This is a genomic window from Croceibacterium mercuriale, from assembly GCF_000802385.1.
In the GTDB taxonomy this organism is placed as follows: Bacteria; Pseudomonadota; Alphaproteobacteria; order Sphingomonadales; family Sphingomonadaceae; genus Croceibacterium; species Croceibacterium mercuriale.
The window spans coordinates 665,889-684,210 of record NZ_JTDN01000001.1; the positions used below are offsets into that span (position 1 = coordinate 665,889).

General features: G+C 66.9%; 15 protein-coding genes and 1 tRNA gene. 11 read left to right on the forward strand and 5 right to left on the reverse strand.

Annotated elements, in window-relative coordinates; genetic code table 11:
• The first annotated feature begins 141 nt into the window (after positions 1 to 141).
• The gene (locus PK98_RS03050) at positions 142 to 1,206 is read left to right on the forward strand and encodes a calcium-binding protein (protein ID WP_039094196.1); all 1,065 of its coding nucleotides are present in this window, start codon (positions 142 to 144) and stop codon (positions 1,204 to 1,206) included.
• 153 nt (positions 1,207 to 1,359) lie between these two features.
• Here PK98_RS03050 and PK98_RS03055 read toward each other — a convergent pair whose 3' ends face one another.
• Together PK98_RS03055 and rnd are read right to left on the reverse strand one after the other, a co-directional pair.
• Positions 1,360 to 2,256, reverse strand: coding sequence for a hydrogen peroxide-inducible genes activator (locus PK98_RS03055; protein WP_039094198.1), 897 nt, complete (start codon positions 2,254 to 2,256; stop codon positions 1,360 to 1,362).
• A 7-nt stretch (positions 2,257 to 2,263) separates the two neighbouring features.
• Positions 2,264 to 3,499: a ribonuclease D gene (gene rnd / locus PK98_RS03060; protein ID WP_039094200.1), complete on the reverse strand. Its 1,236-nt coding sequence runs from the start codon at positions 3,497 to 3,499 to the stop codon at positions 2,264 to 2,266.
• A 119-nt stretch (positions 3,500 to 3,618) separates the two neighbouring features.
• Between rnd and aspS the strand changes: the two genes are divergently transcribed.
• The 8 genes from aspS (at position 3,619) to pobA (ending at position 11,735) form a co-directional block, all read left to right on the forward strand.
• Complete coding sequence (gene aspS, locus PK98_RS03065; RefSeq protein ID WP_039096165.1) at positions 3,619 to 5,451, forward strand: aspartate--tRNA ligase; 1,833 nt, start codon at positions 3,619 to 3,621, stop codon at positions 5,449 to 5,451.
• Positions 5,452 to 5,554: 103 nt separating this feature from the next.
• Positions 5,555 to 5,791: an acyl carrier protein gene (locus PK98_RS03070; RefSeq protein ID WP_039094202.1), complete on the forward strand. Its 237-nt coding sequence runs from the start codon at positions 5,555 to 5,557 to the stop codon at positions 5,789 to 5,791.
• Positions 5,792 to 5,969: 178 nt separating this feature from the next.
• Positions 5,970 to 7,232 (forward strand): beta-ketoacyl-ACP synthase II, encoded by a 1,263-nt coding sequence (gene fabF, locus PK98_RS03075; RefSeq protein WP_039094204.1) that lies wholly within the window; start codon positions 5,970 to 5,972, stop codon positions 7,230 to 7,232.
• 1 nt (position 7,233) lies between these two features.
• Complete coding sequence (gene mltG, locus PK98_RS03080; protein ID WP_039094206.1) at positions 7,234 to 8,208, forward strand: endolytic transglycosylase MltG; 975 nt, start codon at positions 7,234 to 7,236, stop codon at positions 8,206 to 8,208.
• A gap of 118 nt (positions 8,209 to 8,326) precedes the next feature.
• Positions 8,327 to 8,848: a 2'-5' RNA ligase family protein gene (locus tag PK98_RS03085; protein WP_039094208.1), complete on the forward strand. Its 522-nt coding sequence runs from the start codon at positions 8,327 to 8,329 to the stop codon at positions 8,846 to 8,848.
• Positions 8,849 to 8,915: 67 nt separating this feature from the next.
• Positions 8,916 to 8,992 (forward strand) — tRNA-Met (locus PK98_RS03090).
• Between the two features lie 146 nt (positions 8,993 to 9,138).
• Positions 9,139 to 10,557 (forward strand): aldehyde dehydrogenase, encoded by a 1,419-nt coding sequence (locus tag PK98_RS03095; RefSeq protein WP_039094210.1) that lies wholly within the window; start codon positions 9,139 to 9,141, stop codon positions 10,555 to 10,557.
• A 5-nt stretch (positions 10,558 to 10,562) separates the two neighbouring features.
• A complete protein-coding gene (gene pobA, locus PK98_RS03100) occupies positions 10,563 to 11,735 on the forward strand; it encodes a 4-hydroxybenzoate 3-monooxygenase (RefSeq protein ID WP_039096166.1) in 1,173 nt (390 codons plus the stop codon).
• A gap of 3 nt (positions 11,736 to 11,738) precedes the next feature.
• On the opposite strand, the gene PK98_RS03105 is transcribed toward pobA, so the two are convergent.
• The 3 genes from PK98_RS03105 to argJ all read right to left on the reverse strand — a co-directional run bounded on the left by PK98_RS03105 (position 11,739) and on the right by argJ (position 14,604).
• Positions 11,739 to 12,497, reverse strand: coding sequence for a siderophore-interacting protein (locus tag PK98_RS03105; protein WP_039094212.1), 759 nt, complete (start codon positions 12,495 to 12,497; stop codon positions 11,739 to 11,741).
• 86 nt (positions 12,498 to 12,583) lie between these two features.
• On the reverse strand, positions 12,584 to 13,381 hold the full coding sequence (locus PK98_RS03110) for an inositol monophosphatase family protein (RefSeq protein WP_039094214.1): 798 nt from the start codon (positions 13,379 to 13,381) through the stop codon (positions 12,584 to 12,586).
• Complete coding sequence (argJ, locus tag PK98_RS03115; RefSeq protein ID WP_039094216.1) at positions 13,378 to 14,604, reverse strand: bifunctional glutamate N-acetyltransferase/amino-acid acetyltransferase ArgJ; 1,227 nt, start codon at positions 14,602 to 14,604, stop codon at positions 13,378 to 13,380. Before argJ ends, PK98_RS03110 begins: the two co-directional genes overlap by 4 nt.
• A 90-nt stretch (positions 14,605 to 14,694) precedes the next feature.
• Here argJ and PK98_RS03120 point away from each other — a divergent pair, with 90 nt between their 5' ends.
• Together PK98_RS03120 and secA are read left to right on the forward strand one after the other, a co-directional pair.
• Positions 14,695 to 14,958, forward strand: coding sequence for a hypothetical protein (locus PK98_RS03120; RefSeq protein ID WP_039094218.1), 264 nt, complete (start codon positions 14,695 to 14,697; stop codon positions 14,956 to 14,958).
• A 126-nt stretch (positions 14,959 to 15,084) separates the two neighbouring features.
• Positions 15,085 to 17,832 carry a preprotein translocase subunit SecA gene (gene secA, locus PK98_RS03125; RefSeq protein WP_039094220.1) on the forward strand — a complete coding sequence of 916 codons (2,748 nt, stop codon included), beginning with the start codon at positions 15,085 to 15,087 and terminating at the stop codon, positions 17,830 to 17,832.
• Positions 17,833 to 18,322: the final 490 nt, after the last annotated feature.

An 18,322-nucleotide genomic window follows, 5' to 3' on the forward strand; every position in this document is an offset into this window, starting at 1 on the left:
AGGCCGCTGTCTCGAAAAAAGACGGGGATGTATCCTGTCGGACAGACGATTACCTAAGATCATATCTTTCTGGAAACCATAATTCTTTTCTGCCAGCGAGGAGGTCCGCAAGACCCAGTTACCAGTGTGGAGTGTAGCACTATGGCACGCAAGAACGACATCTTCGCCGTGATCAACGGGATCACCGACAACGCAACGATCACCGGCACGGGCGCTGCTGACACCATCACCGTCACGGCCAACAACGTCACCGTGAATGCGGGCGGCGGCGGAGACACGGTTTCCACGACGATCACCAATCGCACGGATGATCTATTCATCTATCAGAATGGCGAACTCGGTGCCGACATCCTGTCGGCGAACGTGAATGCGGGCGCACGGTATCTCGGCTCGGTTCTGAATGGCGGTATCGGTGGTGACACGATCACTACCAATACCACTCTGTCGAACGGGTTCTCGGATACGCTGCTGGAGTCCTATGCTGTCGGCGGCGATGGCGCCGACACGATCAACATGACGGCAGCCCTGAACGGTGGCGGCAACCTGTGGCAGGAAGCCTATGGCGGCACCGGTGGCGACAACATCACGATGAACGCGTCCACCACGGGTGGCGTCGGGACCGTAGCATATAACTATGTCGAGGCCGGTGCCGGCATCGACACGGTCACGGCCACGATTCAGGGGGCTGCCGGTTCGACGGTGTACAACGAGATCTACGGTGGTGATGTTGCCGGCCTCAACCTGGGTACCGACGACACGCTGACCGGCATCGTCATTGGCGAAGGTTCGAGCTTCATCTATGGCCAGAGTGGCAACGACATTCTGCGCGCCACGGGTGGCAACAACAACGAACTGTACGGCATGGACGGCAACGACACGCTGTATGGCAGCACGGGCGTGGATTATTTCGTCGGTGGCGCCGGCATCGATACCTTCGTGCTGGGTAGCGGCGGCGAGGATGTGATCGTCGACTTCGACACCGGCCTTCTCGGCACGTTCATCGGTGCGGACATCATTGCGTTCGAGCCGGGCACCAATCTCAGCCTGGTCGATGTGATCGTTGGCGGCGACGGGCTGCTGGAGATCACGCTGGCCGGCAACACGGTCGTCCAGCTCGCCGGCACCGACGCATCCCTGCTGGGGCAGCTGGAAGGCATCTTGGGCCTGCTGGGCATCGGTTCGCCGGTTGCCGGCGAGGTAGGCTGACCTTCGACATGGCCGGCCGGCACTAACCGGCTGGCCATGCATGAATGACTGACAGGCACGCCTCGCGATCATTGCGAGGCGTGCCTTGTCGTATGTGGATCGGCAGGCGGGGCACGCCCTGCGTGGCGTTCTGCCGACAGATCAGCGCGCCGCTCAGCCTGCGCGCAGTTCCTGCGCCAGGAGCCGGAATTCCTCTCCGCGGGGGCTGTTGCGGCGCCAGACCAGCGCGATCTCCCGGCTGGCATGGTCCGATTGCAGCGGACGGGCGATGATGTTGGTGCCGTTCAGGATGCCGGCATCGATCGCCATCTGCGGCAGCATGGTCAGGCCCAGGCCATTGTCCACCATCTGCACCAGCGTATGCAGGCTGGTGCCGATCATCGTGGCGCTGGCCCGCACGCCCGGCCGGTCACAGGCGGCCAGCGCATGGTCGCGCAGGCAGTGTCCGTCCTCCAGCAGCAGCAGTCGCCCCTGGTCGATCGTGCCCGGCAGGATGATGCTGGGCGGATCGCGCAGATCATCCTTGGGGAATGCGACCAGCAGCGGATCGTCGCAGATATGCTCGTGCTCCACCTCTCCGGTCGCGTAGGGCAGGGCGAGCAGCACGCAATCGGCGCGGCCCTGATGCAGCGACTCGATCGCCGCATCGCTGGTCTCCTCCCGCAGGAACAGTTTCAGCTGTGGCCGCTCCTTACGCAGCCGGGGCAGCATGCGCGGCAGCAGGAACGGGGCGATCGTGGGGATCACGCTCATCCGCAGCTCGCCCACCAGCGGCATGCCGGCGGATTGCACCAGCTCGGACAGCTCCTCCGCCTCGCGCAGCAGACGATGCGCCTTCGCCACCACCTGATTGCCGAGGGGGGTGAAGCGGACCACGCGCCGGCTGCGTTCGACCAGCGTGACGCCCAGCAGCGATTCGAGCTCGCGGATGCCGGCCGACAGGGTGGATTGCGAGACGAAGCAGGCCTCGGCCGCGCGCCCGAAATGCCCCGACTGGTGCAGCGCGACGAGATATTGCAGCTGCTTGATGGTGGGAAGGTAGGTGCTCATCGCCCGGTCACTCCGGGTCGGTCTCGTCGATTGCTGCGGCAGCGGCAGCGGCCGAGGTGGGGGCCGACGCCGGCACGGCGTCGTCGATATGGGTCATCTTCAGCCGCCCGTTCTCGACCGCAAAGGCCAGCTTGCCTTCCACCAGGTCCAGCGCGTCGCGCCCGAACGTGTCATAGCGCCAGCCTTCCAGCACCGGCAGCTTGCGCACGCCTGCGGCGAGCAGCTCCAGCTCGTCCGACCGGGTGAGCAGGCGCGGGGCGACGTCGATCTCCCGGCTGCGGATCTTCAGCAGCAGCTTCAGCAGGTCGGCCACCAGTGCGCCTTCCTTGCCCAGCGCGGGGCCGCGCTGCGGCCGGTCGGGCATCTCGTCGGCCGGCAGGTCCTCGGCAGATTCGAGCACCTTCATCAGGCGTCGGCCGATATCGTTGTCGCGCCATGCCTGGCTGAGGCCGCGCACCTTGGCGAGTTCCTCCTGCTTCTTCGGCGGCTGGCTGGCGAGGTCGGCCAGCGTCTCGTCGCGCATGATGCGGCCACGCGGGATGTCCTTGCCCTGCGCCTCCTTCTCCCGCCAGGCGGCCAGCGCCTTCAGCCGGCCCAGCACCGCGGCATTGCGGCTGGGCGGGCGGATGCGGTGCCAGGCCTCGTCCACTTCGTTGGCGTAGTTCGCCGGATCGGCGAGCCGCTCCATCTCCGCATCCAGCCATTGCCCGCGGCCGGTCTTGATCAGCTTCTTCAGCAGGCGCGGGAAGATCTTGGCCAGATAGGTGACATCGCCGATCGCATATTCGATCTGGCGTTCGCTCAGCGGGCGGCGGCTCCAGTCCGTGAACCGGGCGCCCTTGTCGATCACCTTGTTCATCCAGCTTTCGACCAGGTTGGCATAGCCGATCTGTTCGGACTGGCTGACCGCCATCATGGCGATCTGCGTGTCGAAGATGGGGTGAGGGGTCTTGCCCGTCAGGTTGTAGATGATCTCCACATCCTGCCCGCCGGCATGGAAGACCTTCAGCACGTCCTCGTTGTTGGTCAGCAGTTCGAGCAGGGGGGCCAGGTCGATGCCCGGCGCGAGCGGATCGATCGCCGCGGCCTCCTCCTCGTTGCCGATCTGCACCAGGCACAGCAGCGGATAGAATGTGTTCTCGCGCATGAACTCCGTGTCCACGGCGACGAAATCACTTTGAGCGAGGCGGGTGCACAGTTCTGCGAGCGACTGCGTATCCGTGATCAGCGGATGGATCTTCATAACCGATGGCCGTTAGCGACTGCCGGGCCCCGCGCCAATGGCTGGCTGCGCGATTGTCCCCGGAGAAGCGCTGTGTTCGCGCGCTTGTCCCGGTCGTGACTTTCGCTATGAGCGCCATCATGCATACCTACCGGACCCATACGTGCGCCGCCCTGCGGCAGGATCATGTCGGCGAAAGCGTTCGCCTGTCGGGCTGGGTGCACCGCAAGCGCGACCATGGCGGCGTGCTGTTCGTCGACCTGCGCGACCATTACGGCATCACCCAGATCGTGGTGGACGAGGACAGCCCCGCGCTGCCCGTGCTGGAAGGCCTGCGGGTGGAAAGCGTGATCACCATCGACGGCGACGTGAAGGCGCGCAGCGAAGGCACGGTGAACGCGAACCTGCCGACCGGCGCGATCGAGGTCTATGCCCGCGCGGTGACGGTGCAGAGCCGGGCGGACGAACTGCCGCTGCCGGTGGCGGGCGACCAGGAATATCCGGAAGACATCCGGCTGAAGTACCGCTTCATCGATCTGCGGCGGGAACGCCTGCACCGCAACATCATCCTGCGCAGCCAGGTGATCACGGCACTGCGTCGGCGGATGACAGACCAGGGCTTCACCGAATTCCAGACGCCGATCTTGGGCGCCAGCAGCCCGGAAGGCGCGCGCGACTATCTGGTGCCCAGCCGGCTGCATCCGGGCACCTTCTATGCGCTGCCGCAGGCGCCGCAGATGTTCAAGCAGCTGCTGATGGTCGCCGGGTTCGACCGCTATTTCCAGATCGCGCCCTGCTTCCGCGACGAGGATCTGCGGGCCGATCGCTCGCCGGAATTCTACCAGCTCGATTTCGAGATGAGCTTCGTCACGCAGGACGATGTGTTCAACGCCATCGAGCCGGTGCTGGCCGGCGTGTTCGAGGAATTCGGCGGCGGCAAGACGGTGACGCCGGCGGGCACCTTCCCGCGCATTCCTTATGCCGAGTCCATGCTGAAGTATGGCAGCGACAAGCCGGACCTGCGCAACCCGCTGGTGATCAGCGACGTGTCGGCCGAGTTCACGGAAAGCGGCTTCGGCATCTTTGCCAAGATCGTGGGCGGCGGTGGCGTGGTGCGGGTGATCCCCGCGCCGAACACCGCCGATCGCAGCCGCAAGTTCTTCGACGACATGAACGACTGGTCGAAGCGTGAAGGTTTTGCCGGGCTGGGCTACGTCACGCGTAAGGGTGGCGAGTTCGGCGGGCCGATCGCCAAGAACCACGGCGCGGACCGGATGGCGCAGCTGTATGACGCGCTGGGCCTGGGCCCGGACGACGGGCTGTTCTTCGCCGCGGGCAAGGAGAAGGACGCGGCCAAGCTGGCCGGGGCTGCCCGCACCCGCGTGGGCGAGGAGCTGGGCCTGATCGAGCAGGGCTGCTTCAAGTTCTGCTGGATCGTCGACTTCCCGATGTTCGAATATGACGAGGAGCAGAAGAAGGTCGATTTCAGCCACAATCCGTTCTCCATGCCGCAGGGCGAGATGGAGGCACTGGAAACCCAGGATCCGCTGGATATCCTGGCGTGGCAGTACGACATCGTCTGCAACGGTTACGAACTGTCGAGCGGCGCCATCCGGAATCACCGGCCGGACATCATGTACAAGGCGTTCGAGCTGGCCGGCTATTCGCAGGCCGAGGTCGACGCCAATTTCAGCGGCATGATCGAGGCGTTCAAGCTGGGCGCGCCGCCGCATGGCGGTTCCGCGCCGGGGATCGACCGGATCGTGATGCTGCTGGCGGACGAGCCGAACATCCGTGAAGTGATCGCCTTCCCGATGAACCAGCGTGCGCAGGACCTGATGATGGGCGCGCCGACCCCGGCCAGCCCGCGCCAACTGCGCGAGCTGCACATCCGCACCGCCGATCAAGGGGCCAGGGCTGCGGCCGGTGCCGGCGCGGCGGAAACGGTGCGGGTGGATCAGGCAGGCGCCTGACCGGCGCGAATTTGCGCCGCCCTGCGGCACTTGCCAGCCTCCGCCGCGTTCATTAGGGCAACGGACCAACTACAGTTTCTTCGTGTTTCAAAGAGGGCACAACATGAGCGATACCGCCGACCGCGTGAAGAAGATCGTCGTCGAACATCTGGGCGTCGAAGAGGACAAGGTCACGCCGGACGCCAGCTTCATCGATGATCTGGGTGCGGACAGCCTCGACATCGTCGAGCTGGTGATGGCTTTCGAGGAAGAGTTCGGGGTCGAGATCCCGGACGACGCCGCCGAGAAGATCAACACCGTGGGCGATGCCAACAAGTATATCGAAGAGCACAAGGGGTAAGCTGTCGGGGGCGGTGGCCGTGCGGCTGCGCCCCTGCCGGACCCGTTCCGCCGCGACGGCACGCGCCGGCGCGGACGGGTACTCAAGGCTCGGCCCCCGGGATTTCCTGGCGGCTGGGCCTTGGTGCGTTTGGGGACAAGCCGGCCGATCCGGCGGACATGCGTTGAGAGGATGAACTATGCGGCGAGTGGTCGTAACCGGTCTGGGGCTCGTTACCCCCTTGGGTGCGGACGTTGAAACCACCTGGGCGAACATCATCGCCGGCAAGAGCGGCGCCGGTCCGATCACCCATTTCGACGCATCCGACCAGAAGTGTCGCATCGCCTGCGAGGTGAAGGGCAAGGATCATCCGTGGGGCTTCGACCCCGACCAGCGCGTGGATCACAAGGTGCAGCGGCAGGTCGATCCGTTCATCATCTATGGCATCGACGCGGCCGGCCAGGCGATCGAGGATGCCGGCCTGCTCGACATGGACGAGGCGACCCGGTTCCGCGCGGGCTGTTCCATCGGATCGGGCATCGGCGGCTTGCCGGGGATCGAGAAGGAATCGCTGGTGCTGGCCGCCAAGGGCCCGTCGCGCGTGTCCCCGCATTTCGTGCATGGCCGCCTGATCAACCTGATCAGCGGGCAGGTATCCATCAAGTACGGCCTGATGGGGCCGAACCATGCGGTGGTGACGGCCTGCTCCACCGGCGCACACTCCATTGGCGATGCGGCGCGCATGATCCGCGACGATGATGCCGACATCATGCTGGCGGGCGGTGCCGAGGGCACGATCTGCCCGATCGGCATTGCCGGCTTCGCGCAGGCGCGGGCCCTGTCCACCGGCTTCAACGACTCGCCGGAACGGGCGAGCCGCCCGTACGACGTGGATCGCGACGGCTTCGTGATGGGCGAAGGCGCGGGCGTGGTGGTGCTGGAGGAGTACGAGCACGCCAAGGCGCGCGGCGCGAAGATCTATGCCGAAGTGGTCGGCTATGGCCTGTCGGGCGATGCCTATCACGTGACCGCGCCGCATCCGGAAGGCTCGGGCGCGTTCCGGTCCATGCAGATGGCACTGAAGAAAGCCGGCATGACGCCGGACGACATCGACTACATCAACGCGCACGGCACCTCCACGCCGCTGGGCGACGAACTGGAACTGGGTGCCGTCCGCCGGCTGTTCGGCGATGCGATGGCCAATGTCAGCATGAGCAGCACCAAATCTGCCATCGGTCACCTGCTGGGTGGCGCGGGGGCGGTGGAAAGCATCTTCTGCATCCTGGCCATGCGCGACCAGATCGCCCCGCCGACGCTGAACCTGGACAATCCGTCCGAGAATTGCGTGGGCGTGGACCTGGTGCCGCATCAGGCCAAGAAGCGGGAGATCCGCGCGGTGCTGAACAACAGCTTCGGTTTCGGCGGCACCAATGCCAGCCTGGTGCTGGTGCGTCCCGAATAACATGCGCCGCACCGGCTGCCTGCTTGCGATCGCGCTCGCGATCGTCGTCGCCGCGGCCGGCGGCTGGTTCGTGGGGGGCTGGTGGATCACCTCCCGCGTGGAGGAGGATACCACCTTCATCGTGCCGAACGGCGCGACGCTGGCGGAGGTAGCCCGGCGGCTGGGGGCAGAGGAGCTGGTCGGCTCCGCCGGCACGTTCCTGCTGCGGGCGCGGGTCCTGGGCGGCAGCGACCCGGTGAAGGCAGGCGAGTTCCTGCTGCCCGCCGGCAGCAGCGCGGCGGCCATCCTCGATACCTTGCAGCATGGCGAGGTGATCCGCCGCTTCGTCACCATTCCCGAAGGCATGCCGTCGGTGCTCGTGCGGGAACGGCTGCTGGCGGAGCCCTTGCTGACCGGGACCGTCTCCGTGCCGCCAGAAGGCAGCGTGCTGCCGCAAAGCTACGACTTCGAACGTGGCGAGGCCCGGACCGCCGTGCTGGCCCGGATGCAGGCAGGCATGCGCCGCACGCTGGCGGAACTGTGGGCGGCCCGGGCAAAGGACATCGCGGTCCGCAGCCCGCAGGAGGCGCTGACGCTGGCCTCCATCGTCGAGAAGGAAACCGGCGTACCCGCCGAACGACGCATGGTCGCCGGCCTGTATTCCAATCGGCTGCGGCAAGGGATGCGGCTGCAGGCCGATCCCACGATCATCTACCCCCTGACGCAGGGCCGGCCGCTGGGCCGCCGCATCCGCCAGTCCGAAATCGCGGCGGTGAATGGTTATAACACCTACAGCATGGCCGGTCTGCCGCGCGGACCGATCACCAATCCCGGGCGCGCCTCCATCGAGGCGGTGCTGAACCCGGCGGCAACCCAGGCGCTCTACATGGTGGCGGACGGCAAGGGCGGCCATGTGTTCGCCGCCACGCTGGAGGAGCACAACCGCAACGTGGCGCGCTGGTTCGCGCTGCGCCGGCAACGGGGCGAGATCGAGTAGACGGCACGCTCCGGAACAGGGAGGCCGCTTCGCGCGTCAGTCGTGCGCGCGATGAAGGAGCCATGCCGATGCAGTGCCATCCGATGCCCGAAACAATGCCTGCCGACTGCACACCTGCTTGAGCGGGTACGGAAGCGCCGGTGGCGCGCTGATCGTGACGGCCGAGCTGCCGCCGGCCCTGCAGGCGCGGATGAATGCACTGCGGCAGGCGCACTTCCCGCCGGAGCGCAACTACCTGTCCGCCCATGTCACCCTGTTCCATGCCCTGCCGCCTTCGTGCGAGGCGGAACTGCGCGAGGTGCTGGCGCGCCTGGCCGCCGGTCCGGCGCCTGATGGGCAGGTCGAAGGCGTGATGTCGCTGGGACGCGGCACGGCAATCCGCCTGGCCAGCCCCGCTCTGCTTGCCCTGCGGGAGGGTCTGGCGGAACGGTTCTGGTCGCTGCTGAGCGCGCAGGACCAGCATCGTCCCCGGCTGCACGTCACAGTGCAGAACAAGGTCACGCCCGCTGCCGCGAAGGCTCTGCAGGCCCAGCTTGGGGCCGAGATCCGGGCCGAGGCTTTCCGCTTCGCGGGCCTGGGCCTGCATGTCTATGCCGGGGGTCCGTGGAGCCATGTAAAAAGCTGGCCTTTTCGCGGTTGACCAACGCGCAGGTCCTTCGTAAACGCGCCGCCTTGCCGACGCCCATGTGGCGCGGCTTTCCCTTCGGGGCGGAGTAGCTCAGCCGGTTAGAGCAGCGGAATCATAATCCGCGTGTCGGGGGTTCGAGTCCCTCCTCCGCTACCATCCTTCAGATACATATCGCATCACCCGCTCCCGGGCCCACGGCGACGGCGTCAGCACGCTGATCCCGCGTGCCTTGCCGTGCCGCTTGCAGGCCGATCCGCATACCGCTATGTTTAATAACAAAGCAGGTCATGGAGAGGCCACCGATGAACGCCGAGAACCCGCGCAGTTTTGCTCGCCACAATCCCGTCACCGGCGCGGTCGCGTCGGAGGCGCCGGCGATGCACGCCGCCGATATTCCCGCCATCGCCGCGCAGGCGCAGGCCGGGTTCGCCAAGTGGTCGACCTTCGGCCCCAATGCCCGCCGGACCGTGCTGATGAAGGCGGCTGCCGCGCTGGAGGCGAAGAAGGACGCGTTCGTTGCCGCCATGATGGGCGAGATCGGCGCGACCGCGGGCTGGGCGATGTTCAACCTGCAGCTTGCGGCCGGCATGGTGCGGGAGGCGGCATCCCTGACCACGCAGATCGGCGGCGAGGTGATTCCGTCCGACAAGCCGGGCTGTCTGGCGATGGGGCTGCGGGAGCCGGTGGGCGTGCTGCTGGGCATCGCGCCATGGAATGCGCCGATCATCCTGGGCGTGCGCGCGATCGCGGTGCCGCTGGCCTGCGGCAATGCGGTAATCCTGAAGGCGAGCGAGCAATGCCCGCGCACCCACGCGCTGATCATCGAAGCCTTTGCCGAGGCAGGCTTCCCGGAAGGCACCGTCAGCGTCGTCAGCAATGCGCCGGAAGACGCGGCAGAGGTCGTCGGCGCGTTGATCGACTCGCCGCAGGTGAGGCGCATCAACTTCACCGGCAGCACAGGCGTTGGCCGGATCATCGCGCAGCGGGCGGCCGGGCACCTGAAGCCGGTGCTGCTGGAACTGGGCGGCAAGGCCCCGTTCGTGGTGCTGGCCGATGCCGATCTGGACGAAGCGGTGAAGGCGGCGGCTTTCGGGGCGTTCATGAACCAGGGGCAGATCTGCATGTCCACCGAACGGATCATCGTGGTCGATGCGGTCGCCGATGCCTTTGTGGCAAAGCTGGCGGACAAGGTGCGGACCATGGAGGTGGGCAATCCCGCCGCCGGCAACACGCCGCTGGGCGCGGTGGTCGACCGCAAGACGGTGGATCACTGCATGGCGCTGGTCGAGGATGCGGTGGCGCAGGGCGCCGAGCTGCTGGTGGGGGGCGAGACGACTGCCAACGTGCTGATGCCCGCGCATCTGGTGGACCGGGTGACGCCTGACATGAAGCTGTTCCGCGACGAAAGCTTCGGCCCGGTGGTCGGCATTGCCCGCGCCCGGGACGAGGCGCATGCGATCGAACTGGCCAACGACACCGAGTATGGTCTGTCAGCGGCCGTTTTCACCCGCGACATCGCCAACGGGCTGAAGGTGGCGCGGCAGATCCAGTCCGGCATCTGCCACGTCAACGGGCCCACCGTACATGACGAGGCGCAGATGCCGTTCGGCGGCACCAAGGCCAGCGGATACGGCCGTTTCGGTGGCAAGGCGGGGATCGACGCGTTCACGGAACTGCGCTGGATCACGGTCGAGACGCAGGCAGGACATTTCCCGATATGAGCACCTTGCGCAAACAGGTCTGCATCGTCGGTGCCGGGCCCGCCGGGCTGTTGCTGGGGCATCTGCTGCGGGCCGAGGGCATCGACTGCGTGGTGGTGGAGCAGCGTTCCCCCGGTTACGTGCTCGGCCGCATCCGCGCCGGCGTGCTGGAGCGGATCACCGTATCCCTGATGGAGCAGCTGGGCCTGGATGCCCGGCTGAAGGCGGAGGGGATGCCGCATGGCGAGTTCAGTCTGGCCGATGGCGAGCGGCTGATCCACATCGACCTGATGGACCTCGTCGGTCAGCAGGTGACCGTCTATGGCCAGACCGAGCTGACCCGCGACCTGATGGAAGCCTGCGATGCGCGCGGGCTGCAGGTGATCTATGGCGCAGAAGGCGTCACGCTGCACGATGTGGCCACCGACGCGCCGTTCGTGACCTATACCAGCAGTGACGGAACCGAGCACCGGGTCGAGGCGCGGTTCGTGGTCGGCTGCGACGGGTTCCACGGGCCGAGCCGCCGGGCGGTGCCGGCCAGTGTCGGCCGCGAGTACGAGCGGGTCTACCCGTTCGGGTGGCTGGGCATCCTGGCCGATGTGCCGCCCTGCGGCGCCGGGCTGATCTATGCCAATCACGAACGCGGTTTCGCGCTCGCCAGCCAGCGCAGTCCGACGCGCAGCCGGTATTATGTCGACGTGCCGTTGACCGACCGGCTGGAGGACTGGCCGGACGAGCGGATCTGGGACGAGCTGGCGACCCGGCTGGGGCCCGAGGCGGCCGCGCACATCACCCGTGGGCCGAGCATCGAGAAGAGCATCGCGCCGCTGCGATCCTATGTGTTCGCACCCATGCGGCATGGCTCGCTGCTGTTGTGCGGCGATTCCGCCCATATCGTGCCGCCGACCGGCGCCAAGGGGCTGAACCTGGCGGCCAGCGACGTGTACTATGCGACGGAGGCGCTACGCGCGTTCTTCGGCGCGAATGACCCGGATGCGATCGGCGGCTATTCGGACAAGGCGCTGGCGCGGGTATGGAAGGCGGAACGGTTCAGCTGGTCGCTGACCCGGCTGATGCACCGCTTTCCGGAGGATGGCCCGTTTGAACGCGCCATGCAGGTGGCGGAGCTGGACTACATCGCCAGCAGCCGGGCGGCACAGACCAGCATCGCGGAAAACTATGTCGGGCTGCCGGTCTGAAGCTCAGGCCGCCAGCGCCTCCATGTCAGCGCGCTTGACCTCCCGGTGGCGGTCCTCGGTGCTGCCGGCCTGCCAGTAGCTGGAAATGTACAGCCGGTCCGGCCCCAGGCCGCGCTCCTCGCGCAGGTAGCTGCGCAGGGCGCGCATCGCGGCGAACTCGCATGCCACCCAGGCGTAGAGCGATCCGGCAGGCACGGCTTGCCCGCGCAGCGTGCGGGCGAGCAGGTCGGGATCGCTGCCCGGTTCCTTGACCAGCCACGCGATCTCCACCCCGGCCGGACAGGGCAGGTCCTGCCGGTCGGCCGCATCGCTGATCTCGATCGCCGCGAAGCCGCGCGCTTCGGCGGGCAGGGCCGCAAGGTTGACGGCGATGGCCGGGAGCGAGGTCATGTCCCCCGCGATCAGGTAGAAATCGTGGCCCGGCGGCAACGGCTTGGCCTGGCCCGGCCCGCCGACTTCCAGCACCTCGCCTGTCCGGGCACCGATGGCCCAGCGGGTTGCCGGGCCGGCATGGCCCTGCGGATCAGCATGCAGCGCGAAGTCGACATCGAGTTCGCCATCGCGTTGCGCGCTGATGGTATAGGTGCGCACACATGGCCGGCCGGTGCCGGTCGGTAAGCGCAGCTTGAGGTAGCCGCCCGCCTGCCCTGCGGGGAAGCCGGCCAGGCCCGGCCCGCCCAGCGTGACCCGCAACATGTTGGGCGTCACGTTCCGGCGGGCCAGCACGGTCAGCGGGCGAGGGGCGGGGCGGGCAGTGGACACAATGCAATCCTCGATAGCGATGTGTCCACCTAATCACTTGCTGCTGCAATTCAATCGCAAACAGCGCGATCTCATCGCGCCGGCCCCTACAGCGCGTTCAGGCGGTCGGCCATGGCGTGCCAGATCGCCGGGCTGGCGGCGGCGATCAGCCCGCGGCGGTCCCACTCGTCTACCCGATATGGGCTGCCGTCATTGCGGGCTGCCTTGCCGCCGGCTTCCTCCAGCCACAACGTGCCTGCCGCATGGTCCCAGGCGAGCGTCCGTTCGAAGATCGACACGTCGTTCGTGCCCAGCGCCAGCCGCGGATATTGCTCGGCCGCGCAGTAGGGAATGTCGGCCAGGGTGTAGTGCGGACCCAGGCCATCCAGCACACGCTGGCGGTGCGCGTCATCCAGGAAGATCAGCGAGATCGCCGCGACCGGCACCTCGGCGCCGGTGGTGCGGACGGTGATCCGCTCCCCATCCACGAAGGCGCCGCCGGCCCGATGCGCGGCGCAGAACCGTTCCGTCAGGCAGTCGAAGATCCAGCCCGATTGCACCAGTCCGCCATCGGCGCGCGCGATCATGATGCCGAAGGGCGGCTGTCCGCTGGCGAAATTGCGCGTGCCGTCGATCGGATCGACGATCCAGCACGGACCGCGCAGCTGCTCGATCGCGGCGGGATCGGCAAAGGTCGCTTCCTCCCCCACATGACCGATGCCTGGCTCCAGTCGGGCCAGCGCCGCGAACAGCGCGATCTCGGCTTCCCTGTCGGCGATGGTGACGGGGTCGTTGCCGCCCTTGTCCTCTACCTCGCCCTCCTGCAGGTTGCGGTAGCGGGGCAGGATGATGCGTTCGGTCACGTCCCGGCACAGCGCCAGGATCTCTCGGTCAAGCATGCTCATGATCGGTAATCCGCATTGATGGCGATGTAGCCATGGGTGAGGTCGCAGGTCCAGACGACGGCCTGACCGTCACCCAGGCCCAGGTCGACGGCGACGGCAATCTCCCGCCCCGTCAGATGTTCGGCCACGGGTGCCTCGTCATAATTCGCCAGCGGCTGTCCTTCCCGCGCGGTCCAGTGACCGCCGAAGCCGATGGACAGGCGGTCGCGATCGGCCGGCTCGCCCGCCTTGCCCACGGCCATGACCACGCGGCCCCAATTGGCATCCTCGCCCGCGATGGCGGTCTTCACCAGGGGCGAGTTGGCGATGGCCAGTCCGACGCGGCGGGCGCTGGCATCGCTGACGGCGCCGCTCACGCGCACTTCGATCAGCTTCTGCGCGCCTTCGCCGTCCCGCACCACCAGCAGCGCCAGCTGGCGGCAGATGTCGGCGATGGCGGCGGCAAAGGCATCGGCGCCTTCGCTGTCGAATGAGGCCAGCGGCGCATTGCCGGCGGCGCCGGTGGCGAAGGCCAGCACGGTGTCGCTGGTGGAAGTGTCGCTGTCGACCGTGATGCAGCTGAAGGTTCGCTCGTTCGCCGCGCTGAGGCAGGCTTGCAGGAAGGCAGGCTCCACCGCGGCATCGGTGAAGATGTAGCCCAGCATGGTCGCCATGTCCGGCGCGATCATGCCGCTGCCCTTGATGATGCCGGCCAGCGTCACCGTGCGCCCGCCGATCACCGCCTGCGCCACGGCGCCCTTGGTGAAGGTGTCGGTGGTGCCGATGGTTTCGGCCGCATCCTCCCACGAACAGGGTTCGGAGGTCAGCGCCGCCGCGATGCCGGCACGGGCCTTGTCCTGCGGCAACGGCACGCCGATCACGCCGGTGGAGGAGACGAACACCTCTGCCGCCGCGCAGCCCAGATGGTCGGCGACCTGCGCCATGATCCCTTCCACTGCCTCCCGCCCGCGATAGCCGGTGAAGGCGTTGGAATTGCCGGCATTGACCACCAATGCACGGGCGCGGCCGCCCTTCATCTGTTCGCGCCCCAGCTCCACCTCGCTGGAACAGCAGATATTCTTCGTGAACAGTCCGGCGACGGCCGTGCCCGGTGCCAGTTCGGCATAGGTCAGGTCGGCCCGGTCCCAATCCTTGTAGCGTGCCCGGGCAATCCGCAGCGTGACGCCGGCGATCGGCGGAATGGCAGGGAAGGGCTGGGCGAGCGGCGAGCGGGCGATATCCATCGCCGATGCCCATACCGGCACGCCTTGTCCGGGTAAACGCACCTGTTGCCATCTGGACGAACCGGGCAGGGTGCCCTATTTCCGCGACCGATGATCCGCCATTTGCTGACCTTCCTGGCCCTGTGTGCCGGCTTTGCCGCAATCGGCACGCCTGCGCAGGCTGCGCAGGTGGTGGTGGCTGCGGATCAGGCGATGGCACCGCCGGTGGCATCCGCCCCGGTGGCGGTGGTCCGCCTGATCGGCGCTGCCCCGGCCACCCGGTTGGGCGAGCAACGGGCAGGGCCTGTGCCGCGTGCGCGTCCGGCCGTGGCTGCGGTCACGATCTACCTGAAGGCAGACCGCGCGCGCGAATAGCGCGTCCGGCACGCTTCCGGGCGCCTTCCGTCGGCGCCACCCTGCAGGCCGCGCCCCGCTGCGCCTGCCGCCTTACCCCATTCTGCCGGCCCGCTGCGCCGCTGCACCCAGTCCCGAGGACCACCCATGTTCCAGACGCTCGCCAAGTCGCTGTTCGGTTCGGCCAATGAACGCCATGTCAAAAGCCTGCTGAAGATCGTCGACCAGATCAACGCGCTGGAGCCGCAGATCCAGGCGATGGACGATGCCACGCTGCAGGCCCAGACCGCTAAGTTCCGCGAGCAGCTGGCCGCCGGCAAGTCGCTGGACGACATCCTGCCCGAGGCGTTCGCCACCGTGCGGGAAGCCTCGCTCCGCGTCATGGGCATGCGGCATTTCGACGTGCAGATGGTCGGCGGCATCGTGCTGCACCGGGGCGAAATCGCGGAGATGCGCACCGGCGAGGGCAAGACCCTGGTGGCGACGCTGGCCACCTACCTGAATGCGCTGCCAGGCAAGGGCGTGCATGTCGTCACCGTCAACGACTACCTCGCCAGCCGCGATGCGCAGACCATGGGCCGGCTGTATGGCTGGCTGGGCCTGACCACCGGCGTGATCGTGCCCAACCTGCCGGAACCCGTGCGGCGCGAGGCCTATGCCGCCGACATCACCTACGGCACGAACAACGAGTTCGGCTTCGACTACCTGCGCGACAACATGAAGCAGGAGCGCAGCCAGCAGGTCCACCGTCCGTTCAACTACGCCATCGTGGACGAGGTCGATTCCATCCTGATCGACGAAGCGCGCACCCCGCTGATCATCTCCGGCCCGACCGACGACAAGAGCGACCTCTATGTCGCGCTCGACGCGATCGTGAAGGAGCTGGAGGCGGAATATTACGAGGCGGACGAGAAGTCCCGCAACGTGTCGCTGACGGAGGACGGCACGGAGGAGGTGGAGCGCCGCCTTGCCGCCGCCGGGCTGCTGGCGACCGACAATCTCTACGATGTCGAGAACACGATGGTGGTGCACCATCTGGACCAGGCGCTGAAGGCGGTGGTCATGTTCAAGCGCGACATCGACTACATCGTGAAGGACGGCAAGGTCGTCATCATCGACGAGTTCACCGGCCGCATGATGGATGGCCGGCGCTGGTCCAACGGTCTGCACCAGGCGGTCGAGGCCAAGGAGGGCGTGCGGATCGAGCCCGAGAACCAGACGATGGCCTCCATCACCTTCCAGAACTATTTCCGGATGTATCCCAAGCTGTCCGGCATGACCGGCACCGCCGCGACCGAGGCGATGGAGTTCTGGGACATCTACAAGCTGAACGTCGTCGAGATCCCCACCAACGTGCCGGTGAAGCGGATCGACGAGGATGACGAGTTCTACAAGAACACGCAGGACAAGTTCCGCGCCATCGCCAAGGCGATCCGCGAGAAGAACGAGATCGGGCAGCCGGTGCTGGTCGGCACCGTCAGCATCGAGAAGTCGGAGCTGCTCAGCCGCTTCCTGACGGAAGAAGGCGTGAAGCACGAGGTGCTGAACGCCCGCTTCCACGAGCGGGAGGCGCACATCGTGGCGCAGGCCGGTCGGCTGGGCGCGGTGACCATCGCCACCAACATGGCCGGGCGCGGCACCGACATCCAGCTGGGCGGCAATGTCGAGTTCACCGTAGAGGACGAACTGCGCGACATGCCCGAGGGGCCGGAGCGCGACGCCGCGATCGACCGCATCAAGGCGACCATCTCTGCCGAGCGGGAACAGGTGCGCGCCGCCGGCGGCCTGTTCGTGCTGGGCACGGAGCGGCACGAAAGCCGCCGCATCGACAACCAGCTGCGTGGCCGGTCCGGCCGGCAGGGCGATCCCGGCCTGTCGCGGTTCTATCTGTGCCTGGAAGATGACCTGCTGCGCATCTTCGGCCCGGACACCCTGTTCGCCAAGATGATGAACAGCAATCTCGGCGAAGGGGAGGCGATCGGCTCCAAGTGGCTGAGCAAGGCCATCGAGCAGGCGCAGAAGAAGGTGGAGGCGCGCAATTACGAGGCGCGCAAGCAGGTCGTCGAATACGACAACGTCATGAACGATCAGCGCAAGGTGATCTACGAACAGCGGGCGGAGGTCATGGATGCCGAGACGGTGGACGATGTCGTCCACGACATGCGGCAGGACACGATCAACACCATGGTCGCCAATGCCTGCCCGCCGGGCTCCTACCCGGAGCAGTGGGATATCGCCGGGTTGCGGGAACGGGCGGACGACGTGCTGGGCCTGGACCTGCCGATCGACGCGTGGCTGGCGGAGGAAGCCGTCGAGCCCGACGTGATCGAGGAGCGGATCGTCGCGCTGGCCGACGACAAGCTGGCCGCCAAGCTGGACGGGATCGAACCGCAGATCTGGCGCCACGTGGAAAAGGGCGTGCTGATCGACCGGCTGGACCACAACTGGAAGGAGCATCTGGCGACGCTGGATGCCTTGCGCCAGGTGGTGTTCCTGCGCGCCTATGCGCAGAAGACCCCGCTCAGCGAATACAAGCAGGAGGCGTTCGGCCTGTTCGAGGCGATGCTGGAAGGCATCCGCACCGATGTCACCCGCGTGCTGATGAAGAGCGAGCTGCGCATGCCGCAGCCGGCCCCGCCGCCGCTGCCCGAGCTGCCCGCCTTCCTGACCGGCCATATCGATCCGCTGTTCGGCACCGATGACAGCGACGGGTCGAGCCGCGCAACGGGGCAGGAGGCATTCCTGGGCTCGCTCGCCGGTTCGCCGGTGGCGGCCAGCGGACCGGGCGGGGCGGACATGACCGACCCCTGGGCCGGGCAGGAGGTCAGCCGCAACGCGCCGTGCCCGTGCGGCTCCGGCAACAAGTACAAGCACTGCCACGGCGCCCACGCCTGATCCGACCTGTCCCTCCCCATGCGCCGCATGGGGAGCGGATCAGCTGCAGGCTGGTGGAGGGCATGGCGAAGCGGTTGTGGGTGGCGGCTTACGCCCCTTTGCGGCCGTTAGCGGTGGCCGCCAAGATGGCGTGGAAAAGTGCCTCTTGGAGTTGCCTCTATGTGGTGGAGGATCATCTCGGGCGCGCTGGCCGCACTCGGTTTGCTATGCGGCATTTGGCTGATCTACGAGGTGCGCTCAGGCGTCACTCATACGAGAGGCGGCACTATAACGCGGGCAGAAAGCCCGGAGGCATTCTGGTTCATCATTGCCATCGGGATACTCTGGATTGCATTCTGCTTCTTCGCCGCTGTTAAAGCATGGCGGAAAAGCCGACGCGAACCGAGTTTCTGAGTGTCGGCTCTCCACCCATCTCTGCCGCCGGGAAACATATCACCGTCGCGCCTGCGCAGGCAGGGGCGTAGATAAGCCCTCCACCATCAACGTCGGG

What these genes read in the sequence shown, in the direction of transcription:
- PK98_RS03050 (WP_039094196.1), top strand. Translation starts at nt 142, where the DNA reads ATGGCACGCAAGAACGACATCTTCGCCGTGATCAACGGGATCACCGAC.
- PK98_RS03055 (WP_039094198.1), bottom strand. Translation starts at nt 2,256, where the DNA reads ATGAGCACCTACCTTCCCACCATCAAGCAGCTGCAATATCTCGTCGCG.
- rnd (WP_039094200.1), bottom strand. Translation starts at nt 3,499, where the DNA reads ATGAAGATCCATCCGCTGATCACGGATACGCAGTCGCTCGCAGAACTG.
- aspS (WP_039096165.1), top strand. Translation starts at nt 3,619, where the DNA reads ATGCATACCTACCGGACCCATACGTGCGCCGCCCTGCGGCAGGATCAT.
- PK98_RS03070 (WP_039094202.1), top strand. Translation starts at nt 5,555, where the DNA reads ATGAGCGATACCGCCGACCGCGTGAAGAAGATCGTCGTCGAACATCTG.
- fabF (WP_039094204.1), top strand. Translation starts at nt 5,970, where the DNA reads ATGCGGCGAGTGGTCGTAACCGGTCTGGGGCTCGTTACCCCCTTGGGT.
- mltG (WP_039094206.1), top strand. Translation starts at nt 7,234, where the DNA reads ATGCGCCGCACCGGCTGCCTGCTTGCGATCGCGCTCGCGATCGTCGTC.
- PK98_RS03095 (WP_039094210.1), top strand. Translation starts at nt 9,139, where the DNA reads ATGAACGCCGAGAACCCGCGCAGTTTTGCTCGCCACAATCCCGTCACC.
- PK98_RS03110 (WP_039094214.1), bottom strand. Translation starts at nt 13,381, where the DNA reads ATGAGCATGCTTGACCGAGAGATCCTGGCGCTGTGCCGGGACGTGACC.
- argJ (WP_039094216.1), bottom strand. Translation starts at nt 14,604, where the DNA reads ATGGATATCGCCCGCTCGCCGCTCGCCCAGCCCTTCCCTGCCATTCCG.
- PK98_RS03120 (WP_039094218.1), top strand. Translation starts at nt 14,695, where the DNA reads ATGATCCGCCATTTGCTGACCTTCCTGGCCCTGTGTGCCGGCTTTGCC.
- secA (WP_039094220.1), top strand. Translation starts at nt 15,085, where the DNA reads ATGTTCCAGACGCTCGCCAAGTCGCTGTTCGGTTCGGCCAATGAACGC.